Consider the following 17678-nt stretch of genomic DNA (forward strand, 5'->3'; position numbering starts at 1 on the left):
AATCCTCCCTCCATCACAAGGGAGGGAGCTAGAGGATGGGTCGTAAATACAGGCCTAAAAGTGTCACTCTCCTTTAGCATTAAACGACATAAAAGAAATTAGCGACAACAATAAATTGAGGAAAATCGTTTTCTTTGGTAGTTCTTAAGCCCAAAAGTGATTTTTGTATCTAAACCACTTCTTAATTCAATTCCCGATGATCAAGCATCTCTCTTTACTAAGTCTTCTTGTTCTTTTACTAGCTGCGTGCTCCTATACCATGAAAATTCAGGATGGTGAGATGGCGGTAGATCGCAAGCAATACGCTGTAGCGGTTAAAATGCTAAAGAAGGAATATAGCAAAGCAGATACAAGGATAGAAAAAGGAAAGATTGCCTACCTGCTCGGCACCGCTTACGATGGCCTTAATCAAGGCGCTGATGCCATCAGTTGGTATAAAACAGCTTACGACAACCAATATGGCATGGATGCCCTGCGTAACTATGCGCAAGCACTTAAGCAAGCTGGAGATTACCGGGAGGCTGCTCGTGTTTACAAAGAATTGGGTTTAGAAATTGGAAGCCCCTATGAATACCGTAAAGAGATTCGAGCTTGCGAAACTGCGGCAGAATGGAGTGAAGAAGAACGCCAGGAATACGAAGTAGAAGCCTTGGTTGCAAATTCTGCTTCTTCGGACTATGCGCCAGTACTCTATGGCCAAGAAGAATTGATTATCACTTCTGACCGGGCCGATGCGACAGGGGAAGAGGCTTACAATTGGACAGGAGAGGCTTTTAGTGATTTCTTTGTACTTAACCTTACCACCAATACGGTCACTCCATTACCCTTTGGCTTGAATACTGCTGACAATGAAGGGACGCTCAGTTTTAACAGAGATCAAAGTCAGGTGTTTTTCACAAGGTGCAACGCTCCCAAGGGAGAAGATGCCTTTTGTAAAATAATGGTAAGCAATAAAATTGCAGACGGCACCTACGGTCCGGCAACACCACTCCCTTTTCAGGAGGCTGGTGTTAACTATATGCACCCTACGATGGGGCCGGATGGTAAAACATTGTACTTCAGCTCGGAACACCCAGACGGATGGGGCGGCTTCGATATTTATTCTTCTGTCTACGAAAACGGAAACTGGAGTGATCCCAAGCTGCTAAGTCGATCTGTAAATACAGAAGCTGACGAGCAGTTCCCTACTTTCGATCAAGACACCATGTATTTTGCCTCTTCCGGTCACACGGGTATGGGGGGCTTGGATGTATTCAAAACTTACCCGCTGGCTTCTGGCAATTGGGCACCTCCTATCAACCTAAAAACGCCTGTTAACTCAGGAGGTGATGATTTTGGTTTTGTCATCGATCGCCGTAAGCAAACCAACCAAGGAGATGTTGTTGCTACAGGCTACTTCACTTCCCGTCGTGGGGAGATTGGCGGTGATGATATTTACAAATTCACCCAGAAAGTTTTGCCTCCTGAGCCAGAACCAGATGATTCGGAGCCTATCGTCTACAAAAATACGCTAGACGTTTACGTAGTAGAAAAAATTTATGAAGACCCTAGCAACCCTAATAGCAGAGTGCTAGGAAAACGCCCATTACCGGGAGCAAGCTTAAAGATTCAACTAGGCCGTGAAGAACGTACTGTTGATGTTGGTGAGGAAGGGAAAATCAGCCTTAACATTCAAGACAATTCCCTCTATGCTTTCTTTGCCAACAAAGCAGGTTACCTCAACAACGATGGCAAATTCAGCAGCATCGGCCTTCCCGAAGACCCCCGCAATCCGGAGCAACTCTATGAAGTAGAGATCGTTCTGGAAAAAATCTTCCTTAACCAGGAGATTGTCCTCGAAAATATCTACTACGATTTTGATGAGTCCTTCATCCGCGATGATGCAAAACCTACGCTCGATGCCCTCGCTAATATCCTGGAGAAAAACCCGAAAATACGCATCCAACTTGGTAGTCATACAGACTGCCGTGGTGGCGACCCCTACAACGAATCCTTGAGTCAGCGCCGGGCACAAGCTGCCGTTGATTACCTAATCAACCAAAAAAGCATTGATGCCAGTCGATTGGCCGCCTTGGGTTACGGCGAAAGCCAACCAGCAAATGATTGTCTTTGTAGCCGTTGCAGCGAGGAGGACCACCAGGAGAATCGGCGGACGACATTTAAGATTTTGGAGTAAGAAGTCATGCCTATTACTCCATCACCACTATTTTTCGAGTTACCCAGTGCTCACCTTTACGCATTCTAAGAAGGTAGAGCCCTGGCCTTGAGATTGTGATTTGCTCGCGGAGGGAACTTCCTTTGTAGCGTAAAACTATTCTTCCTGCAAGGTCAAACACTTCTGCCTCCCAGTTTTCCTGTTGGTTTGCATCTTGCCAATCAAGCCAAAAACCTGTCCGGGATGGATTAGGGTAAACACGAACCTGTAACGTCTCTACGGGTTCATCGGTATCAACAGAAAGGTCTTCTACCAGGATATTTTCGGTGGTGTTCGTAATAATAGCTGGGTTGAGGTCAAAATAGATATGTGCGGTATTGTGAATTGGTGTAGGATCTGGCAGTTCCGCTAAAGGATTTATTTGGTATTTGATAAAACCCTGGCTACCAGTTACATCTTCCATCTCAGGCGGCAGATTAATGTCCATAAATCGGAAAACAGCCTCACGGTCGCTGTTGATTGTTGTCGTCATTAAGTGGCTACTAGAAAGTACTTGCAAAGATGAGATATCCAGAGACGGATCAATGAAGTCGCGAATTACGACATCCTTGGCCCTATAGTTACCCATGTTTTGAAAACGAATAGTGTATTGTAGTGCTTCACCTAATAAGGAATAGTTAGCACTTGACTCACCTACTGCGGTACATGTCTTGTCATTGGGATCAAAAGAACATAATAAGATGCGTTCATCCGAAGAAGAAAGGTTCTGTTCACCACTGATAATATTGCCCGTGAACGAGTAGGTCTCGTTGAGTTCTTCTACCCCTGGGGCAACTAGCTGGAGGCGAAACACACGGGATTCCAATGATCCTAAATTACTAAACGACCAGGTAACTTCTGTATCAGTGACGGATGATGCTTCAGGCATCGTCTCTACGAAAGTAAAGTTAGCTGGAAATGTAAGGGTAACGTCTCCATTTGCTGGCAAAAGAGCTTCATTGCGAAAGGTCACCCAGATGCTGCCCTCTTCGTTACAAACCAACTGCCCTGCTACCACATCTATACTCACGCGTTCTGGTAGTTCCTCTGCGTATACCGCAAAATCCTGTTCCGCAATAGACTCATTGGCGTATGCTATATTTAAGCTCGTCGCAGTAACTGGCGTAAGAGGCGCAATTGGCGTAGAAGTGATCTCGTAATCACCGCTCTGTGTTGGGTAGAAGCTGTAAGCGCCCAAACTATTCGTGATAGCGCTCGTATTATCTGGCAAAAGCAAGACCTCCTGGCCAGGAAGACGAACGTCTTCTGACGATTCAAAAACGCCATTCTCATTGCGATCAATAAAAACCAGCCCACTGATATTGTTACCGTTCTGGTAGTTTTCCAGCACGGAAGCCCCATACAGATGCAAAAACCAAACATCATTTGTAGCTGGGTCAATGACAATTTCGCGGATATAACTAGAAGTCATTCCTGTATTTTCAATATTATAGAATGAGGTCGAATAGCCATTCCAATAAACCACCCCATAAGTTACACTCAGCCAGAAATGGCCATCAACATCCTCCTTCATACCCGTGACGCCAAAAAAGCTTGGATCAAGGGCTAAAAACTCCCACTCTGTTCCGTCATACTTAGCCAGGCCACCATCGGCACTAACCCATAGGTTTTGCTCGCTGTCTTCATAAATCCAATAACAGTTTGCGGTAACAGGAGAATTGCTGGCGTCAAAGATCGTCCATTCGCCATTTTCCCATCTCGCTAAACCCTCATCACGGCTACCGACCCATAGCGCTCCATTGCTATGCATTTTCACAGACCTCACGTGGTTATTTAGGGGAGAATTACCTTCATTGAAAAAAGTCCATTGGTCATCTTCGCGCACGGCTAAACCCATCGTATGGGTACCAACATATAGCGTACTACTCGTTGAGACGTCTATACATCTTGCACTGGTTGAGCCTATATCAAAAGTGGTAAAATCGGAGCCGTCGTAATATCCTACTTCTGGTTCATCGGGGCCATTGCTCCACAAAGCAAACCAAACGCCACAAGTTTGAGGGTCAATGACTGCCTGCCGTACGCTAGATTCAAACCCCGTTTCTTCTCTATAAAACAGCTCCCAATTCTCTCCATCAAACCTGCTAAGGTCGTATCCTGCCAGCCAAATATTGTTGTCACAATCAATGACCATCGCATCATTCAGGTTACTAGCGAGCGGCGTTAGTTGTGTATCATAAGCAGTTATTGAAGTACCATCAGCATTGAAAACTTTGGGAGCTTGCATCCCACTAAAAGCGTGAAACCATAAACTATTAGCCGAGTCTACTGCGTATAGTACAGGCGTTCCATACCAGATGGGAATATCCAAAGTATTGGTCGTGTAATATTGCCACGCTGTACCATTGTGGGTGCCATAGCTATTGCTTTCCGTAGCTCCTCCAAAAAAATTAGCCCACAACTCACCATTTATATCTTTAAAAAAACTGGTAACATAACCAGGTGCGTTACCGTCTTCTATGAGCCATTGATTGCCATCAAATTTTATCAGTCGATCATATCCAGTAGTATAATTCTCGGTAGACACCCATAAAACCCCTTGGTTATCAACTTCAATACGTCGAATACTTTCGTCCTGTACTAAACCTATTGCGGTAGGGGAATAAGTCATTAGCATTTCATTACCGTCGTACCTGATGATGTCATTATAGGCAGCAACCCACAGTTCATTTTCATCAATAAAGGCAAAATCTTTCACTCCCCGATCTATGGGTAATTGGAGATTTGCCTGATGATTACTAAACTCACTTCCATCGTAGCTTATCAACTTTGGGCACCCCCAACAGGTGCCGTTTGATACGGAAAGAAACCACGGATTTCCATTGGGGTCAAGTTTAAGCTTGTCAATTTCTATCAGCGTATCTCCAGTATTGATAAAATAGAAGTTCTCCCAGCTGTTTTCACCATCCCAACGAAAAAGGCCTGAATTCTGGCCTCCTATCCATTTAGTGCCGTCTTCGGTTATCTCAATCTCCTTTGGACTACCACCACGATAGCCGCTGTTGGCTGCCCGTATGAATTCTTTCTCATTGGTTTCAATATTCATTTTCACGAGTCCTCCTTGGGTAGCCGTCCAAAAGAAGTCGCCCTCAAGTGCGATATCCTCGATAATGTGGTCATTGATATGGTTGGTCCAGGTTGCCTGTGCGACAAGGTTTACACCTAAAAGAATTAATAGCGTAGAGAGGAGCGTTCTCATATTTTCAAGATTTCAGAAAAGCGGATTAATAGCAAAACGTCCTACCAATATACAAACATTTCAATTCAACAAGCCTTTACAATGAATTCATTTATAGGGAGATAACAAACTATTGCTTTCCCAAATCTACCCTACCCTTCCAAACAATATCCAAATCCATCCAGAGCTGGTAATCTTTGGCGTAAAGAAGGTTCAAACGATGGACGGTAGCTTCGTCAGGCTGGCTGATCTCTAGTGGCAAGACAGGGTTCAAGACGCCCGGTTTGATTTGGGGTAGTAATTCTCTGCTGGTTGCTGAATCAGCATATCCGACCCAACTCCGGCGACCGATCAGTACCTTAAAGATATTCTGAAGTAGGCCCAGCGGCTTTTTAACCATCAGTATACTTACTGGAAAGAAAAGCAAAAGAAATAAGCTCATTCCTATATCCAACAAACGCTTGTTACGGCGTAGTAATGGCTGAGCAATAGCAAACTGTACGTCAATCGTATAAAGCTCACCGCTGTGGTTCTTGGAGTGGCTGCCGATGATACTTACACTATCCTCTGGGAGAATTTTGTACAGCATTTTGGGGCCGAGCATACTCATCCATTTCATGATGGACTGAGCGGGGAGGTCGCGAGAGCAGAAGATCAATTCTTCAATGCGATATATCCTGACAACCTCATCCAATTGGTTTAGAATACCCAAGGTTCCCGTTTCTTTACTTTCCGGTGCTACGCGACCGACGAAATTGGTACGCACATTGGCTTGTTGCAGCAATTGCAATGCGCGGGAAGCTTCTTCTTCACTTCCGACAAGCACCAATCTGCGCTGTTGCTCCTGCCCTATCGCCAGCGACTTATAACGCAAGAAATACAACAACATTCGAGTGGCAAGTGTAATCCCGAACGCCCAAGCTGCTCCCAATAAAATAAGCGCTCGTGAACTCCGATATTCTTGCTCTAAAAAACCATAAGTAGCCGCTAAGATCAAGGTGCCCATAAGTAGCCCCCGCAGGAGTCGGCGTAACCGGAAAGGCTCATCATAAGCCCCTGAGAAAAAGTTGCTCCCGAGCCAGATCAGTACATACAGCGGAAAGTTGATATAACGCACTGCTGGTTCGTAATAATCAGGGTTTTGAAAATGATAATTTGCCCAAAAATTTTGTAAAAAAATCAAGCCTAGATAAATCAGGATCCCCTCCAGTGCTGGCAGGTATATTTTGCGGATCATATTGCTCACCAAAGTCATCCCTGCTCTCAGATAGATGGCCCCTTGTAGCATGGCTACGAATAAACGTGCTTGCCCGCCCTGAAAATGTTTGCGAGCAAAAATGATCATGGCCTGGTAAAAAGCCTTGACGTAATTAAGGCTTCCTTTTTTTGTGCTCTCGCCTTTGTAGTGAATGATTGTTGTTGTAGGCAGGTAGTAGTTTTTGTAACCACCTTGTACAATCCGGTAAGAGAGATCAATGTCTTCACCGTACATAAAAAAGGCTTCGTCCAGCAGGCCTACTTTTTCCAAGGCGCTACTGCGCATAAACATGAATGCGCCGGAAAGCACTTCTATTTCATGTGTTTCGTGTTCCGAGAGATAGCCTAAATGGTAATGATTGAAGCGCGGAGAGGACGGAAAAATCTTTGCTAAACCAAATGTTTTGGCGAAAGCCACCCAAGGAGAGGGAAAACCCCGTTTGGATTCAGGCAAGAAATTACCGGCTCCATCGATCATTCTAACCCCTAATCCGCCTGCTTCGGGGTGAGCGTCCATAAAAGTGACACAGGTGGTGAAGGTATCTTCTTCCACCAAGGTATCCGGGTTGAGCAATAATACATATTCTCCGGTTGCTTGCCGGATAGCTTGATTGTTGGCAATAGAAAAACCGGGGTTATCCTGATTGGCAATAAGTTTGACTTCAGGAAACTTCTCGCGTACCATGCTGACCGAGTCGTCGACAGAATTATTATCCACTACAAAAACCTCGGCAGACACATGAGCCGCAGCTTTCCTTACGGAGAGAAGTGTTTGTTCCAGAAAGTACCGGACATTATAGTTGACAATAACGATACTGAGTTTCATAGCACTAATGGCGAGTATGCATTAAAGCGTTGTTCGCGCAGAGACGCAGAGACGCAGAGTTTTTTTTGATGAACGACAACCTGTACATTACCTAAATATTTTGGCACCCATTGACTCCCCACTAATCTACCTTATAGGGTATACGAGCTACAATACTGCGGCCCAGCGTGAGGCCGTCTGCGTATTCTAGTTCCCCGCCAAAGGAAACGCCCCGAGCGATGGTACTGACTTTCACATCAAGCGCTGCGAGTTGTTTAGTAATATAAAAGATAGTTGTATCACCTTCTATGGTAGGGCTGATAGCCATAATGACCTCTTTTATCCCTCTTTCATCAATTCTACCGACCAAGGAGTCAATATTCAATTCAGCTGGGCCGATACCTTCTATCGGAGAGATGACGCCACCCAAAACATGGTAGCGCCCGCGGTACTGTCCCGTTTCTTCAATGGCCATTACATCCCTGATGTTCTCGACGACACAGACGAGCTGGGGGTTGCGGCGGTCATCTTTACAGACGGTGCAAAGCTTATCATCGCTAAGATTATGGCATTGTTCACATTCTTGAATACCACTACGCATTTTGGTGAGTGCGCTGGCAAATGCATCTACGGTTTCACCAGGTTGTTGAACCATGTGAAGTACCAGGCGCAGGGCTGTTTTGCGACCAATTCCGGGAAGACTAGAAAAAGCTTCGACTGCTTCCTCAATTAATTTGGAGGAGAATTGCATATTTGTTTTCTTCGTGCTGCGCAAAGATACAGCCTTCTTTGACAATAGAGGATAACATGAACTATGAAAAGGTTAAGCTGTTGATTGCTAGGATAAGGATAATTTCATAAAAAAATTGCATTTTTGCGTCAGCCTTGACCAAAGATTTACAAGAAACAACAGAAAAACATCAAAATATTATGGCGGAAGTCATTCGTATGCCGCGCATGAGCGACACCATGGAAGAAGGTAACATTATCGGTTGGCTCAAAGCTGAAGGAGAAACCGTAGAAGCTGGTGAAACACTGGCTGAAGTGGAAACCGACAAAGCTACCATGGAATTGGATAGTTATTTTGACGGTGTGTTACTACACATCGCCGTAAAGGAAGGTCAAGTCCCTATCAATGGCGTTATCGCTGTAATTGGAGAAGAAGGAGAAGACTGGAAAGCAGCTATCGCTGCTGCCGGTGATGTTGATGGAGGAGATGATAGCAGCTCGGATGCCCCTGCTGCCGTAGAAGAAGAATCTTCCTCAGCAAGTCCTGCTACTGCTGCTTCACCTGAAAGTGAAGGAGACCGACTGAAAGCTTCTCCACTTGCTCGGAGCATGGCCAAAGAAGCGAATATCGACTTAGGTAATGTTACCGGGTCTGGTGATCAAGGTCGCATCGTGAAGCGTGATATTGAAGCTGCGATAGAACAGAAATCTTCTGCTCCTGCGCCAAGCCCTGCGCCTGCGGTTGCTGCACCAAGTCCAGCCGCTGCTCCTGCTCCTGCAAAAGAACAAGCAGCCCCAGCTGTTACGCCATTTGCTTACACTGGTGGTGGTGATAACTTTGAAACTGTTCCACTTTCGCAAATGCGTAAGGTGATTGCTCGCCGTTTAGGCGAAAGCAAATTCACCGCTCCTCATTTTTACCTGACGGTAGAAATCAACATGAACAAAGCCATTTCATTGCGCAAGCGCATCAACGAAGTTGCTCCTACCAAGGTTTCCTTCAATGATCTTGTGGTCAAAGCCAGTGCTGCTGCCCTGCGCCTACACCCTGCTGTTAATAGCGCATGGATGGATGATCATATTCGTATCAATAAGGACATCAATATCGGTGTAGCTGTAGCTGTAGAAGATGGCTTACTGGTGCCAGTTGTTCGTTATGCGGACATCAAAACGCTTTCGCAAATTAATACGGAAGTAAAAACATTGGCTGGCAAAGCCAAAACTCGCAAACTACAACCCGACGAGATGCAAGGCAACACCTTCACCATCTCTAACTTGGGGATGTTTGGTATCGAAGAATTCACAGCCATCATCAATCCGCCAGATGCTGCGATCCTAGCCGTGGGTGGTATCATTGAGAAACCCGTTGTAAAAAATGGAGAAATCACGGTCGGTAGTCAAATGAAAGTGACCCTTTCTTGTGATCACCGCGTGATTGACGGCGCTACTGCTGCACAGTTCCTGAATACGTTTAAGGGTATTCTTGAAGACCCCATCCGCTTGATGGTGTAATTGCACAGCTTGATTGAATTAAAAAGGCCCGGACAACAGTGTTGTTCGGGCCTTTTTTAGGATAGTCTGACAAGCTGAATTAAGAAGATAGTTTTTGTCCGTTTTCCACTTATCCGGGTTGTGCTGCAATACGCTTGTAGTAATACTCATTCTTCGTGAAAGCACCGAACACGTCGGCGGTAGCCGCGTTATACGCGAGCTTTAACGAGTACTGCCGCGAACGCGAGTGAGCACAATCGTGAGCATAGCGAACACTCATACCACACCTCTCTAATCCCACTTCTTGGTTTCAACAATCGCTTGTGGGTAATCTTTTCCAATTTCTACATGATGTTCTTCCTGCTCAACAAATTTCAATTGATCCGGAATATGCACCATGTCTGCGGGCAACTCTGCCAACTCTGGCACCCATAGTTTCACATAATTCCCTTTTGGGTCATAACGACGAGCTTGTTTAACGATATTAAAGTATCGATCTTCTCGGGGGTCACTCCCTACGCCTGCGATGTAATTCCAGTTTCCCCAATTGCTGGTCACATCATAATCGATCAGCATTGACTCAAAATATTCCGCCCCCATTTGCCAGTTGACAAAAAGATCTTTCACCAGGAAACTGGCTACATTCTGTCGTCCACGATTAGACATGAAGCCCGTAAGGTTGAGCTCTCGCATATTGGCATCGATAAAAGGAACACCGGTTTCTCCTTCAAGCCAAGGGCGCATATTCTGCCAATTATTGCGCAAATTTGATGGCTCTTCCCTTTTGGTCCCTCCTTTTAAGAATATTTTCTCTCCATATTTTTTTCCCATAAGCCGGAAGAAATCTCGCCAGAGTAGTTCAAAAAACAACCAGTAGGTGCTCTTATTCGCGCCACGCTCAGCTTCGTACTTTTTTAGCTCATGATAGATTTTTTTGGGTGAAAGGCACCCCTGCGCCAGCCAAGCCGAAAACTTGGTGGAATAATCCCCCCCGATTAAGCCGTTACGCGTCTCCTTGTACTCCTTGATGTGATCCGTCTCCCATAAATAATAGTGCAGCCTGTCGAGTGCTGCGGTTTCTCCCCCCTGGAATGGGATAACTGAACGTGAGTCTGGAACAACTTCATCGTGACCAAAATCCTGAAGGGTAGGAATTAATCCAGGTACGATATCCGAACTAAAATGAGGAATATGCTTTGGTGAAGGGAGTGGTTCCCGTACGGGAACTATCCGTTCTACTTCCTTGCGAAACTGGGTAAAAACATCAGGGGAATGAGTAACTGGAAACGGTAGGTCTGCTGTATAATAGAGCATCTTTCCTCTAGTATAGAGCACCTCCTGCCCTATTGACCATAAGTTTTTCTCTAGCGTATTTTGTACCGCTACTTCTTCTGTCGTTCGTTCACGATTACAGAAAACCCAATTACTCCTGCATTCTCGGGCGAGCTCAAAAATGACTTCTTCCGGCTTGCCTATCCTCACTACCAATTCATTTCCACGGGCACGCAATTGTTCACGTAAATCTTCCACTGCTTCAATGATAAACTTAGCTCGAAATTTGCCCGTTTTGGGAAAATCAAAACATCGAGTACGCCCTCTAAAGATACGCTCATCGAAGACATAAACCGGCAATACTTCATCGGCCATCTTTAGGGCGTTGGTGATTGCTTCATTATCATGCAATCGTAAATCTTGTCGAAACCAGACTATTGCGCGGCGCAAGCTCATAGATATCGTTTTAACAATACAGTGTTACTGGAAAGAACTATCACTATACTGTTCTTTTTGAAAACATTGAAAGTAAAACAAAGATACAACTACTTGGTTTGGAAAATGACCGTATAAATCATCATTTTTCAGACACATTTTCCGGGTTGAGAAAAATCCTTATGTTGTGTCGATTTCTATCATTGATTTTCAGCTTGTTCAAGTACTTTTATGAGATATTGTCTCTATATTTTTTGCTTTTCCATCTCCGTATTTCTCGCCATTAGCTGTCAATCAGCGGATAGCCTCCCTATTTTGGGCCCTTATGAAAAAGTTGATGGAGAAAAAGTGTTCCATCCCGTCCGAAGCTTTCAGCTCTTGAACCAAGATAGTCTTACTGTCACTGAGGAAACATTTCTGGGAAAAATCAGGATTGTAGACTTTTTTTTCATTTCCTGCCCGACTATTTGCCCTAAGGTGCAAGCACAAATGTTAAGGATTCAAGAGCGTTTCAGTACAGAAAAAGACGTAGTTCTAATTTCTCATACCATTGACCCTAAACGAGACGATGTATCAGCTTTGGCTAGCTACGCTAAAAACATTGGGGTTGAGCAAACTGACAAATGGCAATTCCTTACCGGCGACCGAGCATTACTTTATCAACTTGCTGACGACCATTTCAATATCGTTGTTGAAGACTCCTCTGCGCCAGGAGGCTTTGATCATACAGGCCGAATAGTATTGATTGACAAAAAAGGATTCATCAGAAGTTTTGGCAACGGTACTAACCCCGCTTCTATAGATACCTTGATTCAAGATATCGACCAATTGCTGATACAGGAATGATAAAACAGAACAACAATATGTATACTACCTTTTTTCGCTTCGCGCTTATTGCTATCACGTTAATCTTGCTTACCCAAAACTGCCAACAGGAACCTTTTCCGCAAGGTAAAAACCTCTATGCCAAGAATTGTGAAAATTGCCACATGGCAGATGGTAGTGGTTTGGGTGCCAACATTCCTCCATTAGCGCAAGCAGATTTCCTGAAAAACGAGCAAGATAAAATTGCTTGTATTATTCGCTATGGAATTACTGACACATTGATTGTTAATGGAACGACGTATGAAACGCCTATGGCTGGCATCGAAAAACTCAGTGAGTTCCAGATCGCAAACATTATCAATTACATCAACCACGCCTGGGGAAACAACTACGGTTTTGTCACTATTGAGCCACTCCGGCTTCAATTAGAAAACTGCAAATAAGCCGACGGTAATAAGATTAAATTCCTTAATAATTTCAGAATTAGTACATTGTAGTCTACTTCTCTATCTAAATGACTGTTACAATGCTACAGAACGTTAAGAATACGCTCTTTTTATTGATTTTTTTCATCACTACTGTTTCTCTTCATGCCCAAACACCAGTCAATGATGATTGTGTGGGCTTGATTGATCTAGGGGTAGCACCTTATTGTCCTGATATCACTATCCCTGGGAATGAAACAGAAATTTATTCCAATGTCGATGCTACTGCTTCTGACATAGGATTTGGCAATAATCCGCTTTGTTTCAACGGAGGTACCACCCAGCGTGATGTCTGGTTTGCTTTCACAACCAGCGATACTATTTTTGACTATACCATTACCGTTATGGGTGTCGAAGGCCCCGATGGAGAAGCTTCCATTGTTAATCCACAGGTCGCCCTTTATCGAGGTGCTTGTGCTGTAAACAACTTGGCAGAGTTACTCTGTTCTTCTGCTGATCCTGGCGAAACAATGGTAGAGTTAGATGCGGAGGGTCTTACCCCTGGCATCACCTACTTTATACGAATCAATGATTATTCTGGTACCGCTACGCCAAATGCTGGAAGTTTCAAGTTGTGTATTGATAAAAAAGACCCTATCGACCTCATTACTGACGGAGGCTCTACCAATTGTAGTGGAGAGCTCTACGATTCAGGAGGCCCCGATGGGGATTATGGCAATAATGAAAACAGTGTTTTCACCATTTGTCCTAACCAGCCTAACCAGTGTATCAATTTCACCCTGGAGTACTATAATATGGAGTACAATGATTTTGCTGTTACCGATCAGATGGTTTTCTATGATGGAGATGGTACAAACCCTGGCACAATCATCACTACGCTTGGCGGCAATGATTTTGGTGGTACTAGTGCTACTTCAGGCGTCTGTTTTGCGGTTCAAGCCAGCAGTGGATGTATGACTATCCAGTTTATTTCCGATGGTACAAGTACTTTTCAGGGATTTGCTGGCAGCTGGGAATGTTCTGCTCAGGCTTGTGAAATCAACGAGCCCGTTGTGGTTAATCCCGGGGCTACGGCTACAGAAATAGAGAATGCACTCTCTACACCGTTTACCCAAACAACGATTACAGACATTAATTGTGAAGGCGTAGCTTATGGTACATTTACCGCAGGTGACAATACCGACTTAGGGCTTGAACGAGGGCTTATACTTACTTCAGGAAGTGCCATTGGTTCAATCGGACCTAATAACCAAGCGGGGGTATCAACGAGTTTATTCGTGGAAGGTGATCCTGATCTGGATGTCCTTTCTGACCTTTCTGGCAATGGAGAAGCATCAGAAGATGCCTGTGTTATCGAACTAGATGTATTTGTTAATACCAATGAACTTTCCTTCGAATATGTCTTTGGTTCTGAAGAATACCCGGAATTCGTAGATGATATCTACAATGATATATTCGCTTTCCTTATTTCAGGGCCTGGAATAACCGGCATCCCTGGACTCAATGGACAAGACAACATTGCTACCATACCAGGAACCAATACTTTTGTAGAAATCAACAGTGTAAATACATCCCTGAATTGGGAATACTACCGTAATAACCAGGATGGACTGAGCCTTCAATATGATGGACTAACTTCTGATTACCTAGGGGTTAAAAAAAGCCTTACTGCTCGTGCGACGGTTGAACCATGTAATACTTACCATCTCAAGTTAGCTATTGGTGACCGGGGCGACAACCTTTTTGATTCTGGTGTTTTTGTTTCTGAATTAAGCGGCGGTACCCCAGAGCTTCTCGTGGAATTCAATTCTGGTATTGACTACCTGATTGAAGACTGTACGGATACGCCTGATCAAGTCATCTTCAGTCTCGACAATCCACTGGACAACGATATTACCTACAATGTCGTAGTTACAGGTACAGCAACCCAGGGAGAAGATTATCTTTTCGTAGTCCCCTCTCAACTTACCTTTGTTCCTGGTCCAAATGAGATTTCGTTCCCTATTTCGGTACTTAGTGACCTGGATGACATGGAAGGCATTGAAAATATTATCATCACCCTGACCAATGATTTTGGCTGTGGTTTGGTTGAACTCGCGACCCTGGAGATTCAGTTGTATGACCAGTTGATCGTTGATATCAATGCAGGTAGTGATACGGCTAGGGTTTGTGCCAATAGCGATATTGTGCTTACGGTAGAAGGCGCCTCTGATTACTTCTGGACACCTGTAAACCTTTTTGACGATGTTACTTCCAGTATGCCTACCGTTACACCTACGGAGAATGGATGGGTATATGTCGAGGGGCAAGTAGGTAATGCTTGTGCTGCTGTAGACTCCATCTACCTGCTTATTCTTGATCCTGTCATTGACATTGTCGAAGACACCATAGCAACCTGTCAATCTCAGGCTGTTCAGCTTGAAGCCATAAATAATACGAATGGAGAAGGACTTACCTGGAGCCCGATTGCTGGTTTGGATGACCCAACCTCTGCTACGCCAATGGCTAACCCTGAATTTACAACCTCCTACATAGCGACCATTGACCTTGGTTTCGGCTGTGTCGTTGCAGATACCGTTTTGGTTCAGGTAGACTTTTTCAATGTCCCAGAAGTAGCTACCGACACCACTATTTGTCAAAATTATGGGGTAAACCTGGCCGAGTTACTAGATCCTAATGTTTCAGCAACAACTTACAGCTGGAGTCCTGATGTAGGATTGGATGATGCAACTAGCCCAACTCCTATTGCATTTCCTGATGTAACGACAACCTACGAGCTTACATCTACTACTGCAAATGAAGCTTGTACAACAACTAATGAGGTAACGGTAACCGTACTAGCGGCTGATGTCGCTATCACTAACGAGCCAGACACCCTACTCATCTGTTTGGGTTCAAGTATCACCCTCAATGCACAAACAAGTACTGGTACTAATGATAACTTCGGTTGGTCACCAAATGATGGAAGCCTTAGCAGTACGACCGATCTTACGGTCACTGCATCACCAATAACAGGAACGACTTACTTTACCACCTTTAGTGTGGGGGCTTGTACGGTTATGGATTCCGTTTATGTTCAGGTGGATTCCCTGCCTTCCGATTTATCCATCACGGTAGAACCTCTTGAAGAGTCTTATTGTCAAGGAGAATTGGTAACCTTGACGTCGCCAACTTTCGAGCCTGTTTTCTATCCTAACATTACTCATGAATGGATAGGTATAGGTTTAGAAACGTCGGATACGCTTTTCAATATGGTGTTTACCACAACAGACACCTTTACTTATCAGCGGATTACCATTAATGGTGGTTGTACTTCTGTGGAGGAGGTCACCATCAATGTTATCAGTAATGATGAGATAACCATTACGCCAGACCAACCCGTCATTTGTCCCGGAGAAGAAGTACAACTCACCGCAAGTTCAAGTAATTTAGGAGAGTTGGAATGGACACCTGCCGAAAGCTTGAGCTGTAGTGATTGTGCAACACCCGTTGCAACGCCGACTAACACAACTACGTACACGCTCAGTTCAAGTATTGAAGGTTGTGCCATTGAGCAATCCGTCACAGTAAATGTATTGAGCCCCGATGATTTTAATCCAATAGACGATCAGATTGTTTGTGCTGGCGAGTTACCGCTGGCGTTAAACCCTAGTCCTAGTTCGGATGCAACTTACGTATGGACTTCTACTCCAGCTGGTTTCAATAGTACAGATCCTAATCCTGTCGTCAATCCGGCGGTGACCACAACCTATACTGGCACAGCAACCAATGTGTGTGGCAGTACAACGGAAGAAGTTACCATTACCGTCATTGACCCAGGAAGCATTATTAGCATTGCTAACGGGTTAGATACGATTGTTACTTGTAATGGTTTTGAGTTTGACCTTACCGCTACTATTGACAACAGCAGCAATGGCACCGAGACACTCACTTGGATTTATGATGGAGAAAGTGCCATCGGTACCAATGTTTCCTTTACCGCTGGAAACAGTGGCGTTGCTACATTTATTTACCAGTATGGTACCAGTGCTACCAACGATTGCGAATCACTTACAGCAACCGTCTTTATCCAGGTAAATGAAGCTCCTCAACTTGTAGATGTGCGGCCTGACACCACGCTATGCTTTGATTCAGGCCTGCCGCTTACGCTATTCACAGGTACCGTAGAGCCGGGAGTAAGCTACAACTGGACAAGTACCAGTGGTGACTCCTTTATGGAGGCTGACCCCGAAGTAATGCCAACCAGTACAACTACTTACACACTGGAAGCTAGCCTAGGTGAATGTACAACGACCACTGATGTTACCATCAACGTAATTGAAGCCACTACGCTTGCCATTGATGCTACCTTATCGACTGGACTTATCCAGGAGAATGTAGAAACGCTGACCTTAGTTGCAGAAGCTCCCAACGAGTCAAACCCGGCCATTGACTGGATGTTTAATGGTAGTAGTATCGGCATGGGCTCTCCGCTGGATTGGACACCCAACCAAGCGCAACGTGATTCTCTTCCAGGGTATGTATTTGCTACGATTAGCAATGCTTGTCAGGAATTGGTTGATTCCTTCTTTGTTCAGAAGTTACTCTTCCAGATGCCTAATATCTTCTCTCCTAACGGCGATGGTAACAATGATGTATTCAAGCCCTTCTACCTTGGAGAAATGGATGTGGTGGAACTAATCGTCTACAACCGCTGGGGACAAGTCGTTTTTGAATCCGATGATCCTAACAATCCCGGCTGGGATGGAAAGAAAGGCAACAAAGATGCCCCATCGGAGGTCTATATCTATGTTGTAAGAGTAGGCGTTGGAGGAAAGACTGTCGAAGAAAACGGGCAAGTTACCTTATTGAGGTAATGACGTAGGTTGGGCTTCAGCCCGAGCGTGGATTATACGCTCGGGCTAAAGCCTAACGGTTGGGACACATCTCGACCAAAATCAAGAATGGGATCAAGAAAAAAAACACCTCGGAGAGGTGAAATATTGGTAGAAAAGAACATATAAACAAGGAAACGACCTCGGATGA

At 44.6% G+C, this 17678-nt stretch carries 9 protein-coding genes; 5 read left to right on the forward strand and 4 right to left on the reverse strand.

Features of this window, described 5'->3' with window-relative positions:
* Nucleotides 1–196 precede the first annotated feature (196 nt).
* Entirely contained in the window at nucleotides 197–2176 is a 1980-nt protein-coding gene (locus ACRBG0_RS17790; protein WP_431488211.1) for an OmpA family protein, read from the forward strand.
* Between the two features lie 13 nt (nucleotides 2177–2189).
* On the opposite strand, the gene ACRBG0_RS17795 is transcribed toward ACRBG0_RS17790, so the two are convergent.
* The 3 genes from ACRBG0_RS17795 to recR all read right to left on the reverse strand — a co-directional run bounded on the left by ACRBG0_RS17795 (nucleotide 2190) and on the right by recR (nucleotide 8206).
* Entirely contained in the window at nucleotides 2190–5414 is a 3225-nt protein-coding gene (locus tag ACRBG0_RS17795) for a DUF7619 domain-containing protein (RefSeq protein ID WP_431488212.1), read from the reverse strand.
* Nucleotides 5415–5523: 109 nt separating this feature from the next.
* Nucleotides 5524–7476: a glycosyltransferase gene (locus ACRBG0_RS17800; protein ID WP_431488213.1), complete on the reverse strand. Its 1953-nt coding sequence runs from the start codon at nucleotides 7474–7476 to the stop codon at nucleotides 5524–5526.
* A 121-nt stretch (nucleotides 7477–7597) separates the two neighbouring features.
* Nucleotides 7598–8206: a recombination mediator RecR gene (gene recR / locus ACRBG0_RS17805; RefSeq protein ID WP_431488214.1), complete on the reverse strand. Its 609-nt coding sequence runs from the start codon at nucleotides 8204–8206 to the stop codon at nucleotides 7598–7600.
* A 179-nt stretch (nucleotides 8207–8385) separates the two neighbouring features.
* Here recR and ACRBG0_RS17810 point away from each other — a divergent pair, with 179 nt between their 5' ends.
* Complete coding sequence (locus tag ACRBG0_RS17810; RefSeq protein ID WP_431488215.1) at nucleotides 8386–9696, forward strand: pyruvate dehydrogenase complex dihydrolipoamide acetyltransferase; 1311 nt, start codon at nucleotides 8386–8388, stop codon at nucleotides 9694–9696.
* Nucleotides 9697–9966: 270 nt separating this feature from the next.
* Here ACRBG0_RS17810 and ACRBG0_RS17815 read toward each other — a convergent pair whose 3' ends face one another.
* Nucleotides 9967–11403, reverse strand: a complete 1437-nt coding sequence (locus ACRBG0_RS17815; RefSeq protein WP_431488216.1) for a DASH family cryptochrome — start codon at nucleotides 11401–11403, stop codon at nucleotides 9967–9969.
* A gap of 210 nt (nucleotides 11404–11613) precedes the next feature.
* Here ACRBG0_RS17815 and ACRBG0_RS17820 point away from each other — a divergent pair, with 210 nt between their 5' ends.
* The 3 genes from ACRBG0_RS17820 (at nucleotide 11614) to ACRBG0_RS17830 (ending at nucleotide 17509) form a co-directional block, all read left to right on the forward strand.
* A complete protein-coding gene (locus ACRBG0_RS17820; RefSeq protein WP_431488217.1) occupies nucleotides 11614–12228 on the forward strand; it encodes an SCO family protein in 615 nt (204 codons plus the stop codon).
* A gap of 17 nt (nucleotides 12229–12245) precedes the next feature.
* Nucleotides 12246–12650 carry a c-type cytochrome gene (locus ACRBG0_RS17825; protein ID WP_431488218.1) on the forward strand — a complete coding sequence of 135 codons (405 nt, stop codon included), beginning with the start codon at nucleotides 12246–12248 and terminating at the stop codon, nucleotides 12648–12650.
* A gap of 83 nt (nucleotides 12651–12733) precedes the next feature.
* Entirely contained in the window at nucleotides 12734–17509 is a 4776-nt protein-coding gene (locus ACRBG0_RS17830; RefSeq protein WP_431488219.1) for a choice-of-anchor L domain-containing protein, read from the forward strand.
* Nucleotides 17510–17678: the final 169 nt, after the last annotated feature.

The sequence above is a fragment of the Lewinella sp. genome (assembly GCF_050633125.1).
In the GTDB taxonomy this organism is placed as follows: Bacteria; Bacteroidota; Bacteroidia; order Chitinophagales; family Saprospiraceae; genus Lewinella.

Excerpts from the sequence above, each read along its gene's own strand:
- ACRBG0_RS17790 (WP_431488211.1), top strand. The coding sequence starts at position 197 with ATGATCAAGCATCTCTCTTTACTAAGTCTTCTTGTTCTTTTACTAGCT.
- ACRBG0_RS17795 (WP_431488212.1), bottom strand. The coding sequence starts at position 5,414 with ATGAGAACGCTCCTCTCTACGCTATTAATTCTTTTAGGTGTAAACCTT.
- ACRBG0_RS17800 (WP_431488213.1), bottom strand. The coding sequence starts at position 7,476 with ATGAAACTCAGTATCGTTATTGTCAACTATAATGTCCGGTACTTTCTG.
- recR (WP_431488214.1), bottom strand. The coding sequence starts at position 8,206 with ATGCAATTCTCCTCCAAATTAATTGAGGAAGCAGTCGAAGCTTTTTCT.
- ACRBG0_RS17810 (WP_431488215.1), top strand. The coding sequence starts at position 8,386 with ATGGCGGAAGTCATTCGTATGCCGCGCATGAGCGACACCATGGAAGAA.
- ACRBG0_RS17815 (WP_431488216.1), bottom strand. The coding sequence starts at position 11,403 with ATGAGCTTGCGCCGCGCAATAGTCTGGTTTCGACAAGATTTACGATTG.
- ACRBG0_RS17820 (WP_431488217.1), top strand. The coding sequence starts at position 11,614 with ATGAGATATTGTCTCTATATTTTTTGCTTTTCCATCTCCGTATTTCTC.
- ACRBG0_RS17825 (WP_431488218.1), top strand. The coding sequence starts at position 12,246 with ATGTATACTACCTTTTTTCGCTTCGCGCTTATTGCTATCACGTTAATC.
- ACRBG0_RS17830 (WP_431488219.1), top strand. The coding sequence starts at position 12,734 with ATGCTACAGAACGTTAAGAATACGCTCTTTTTATTGATTTTTTTCATC.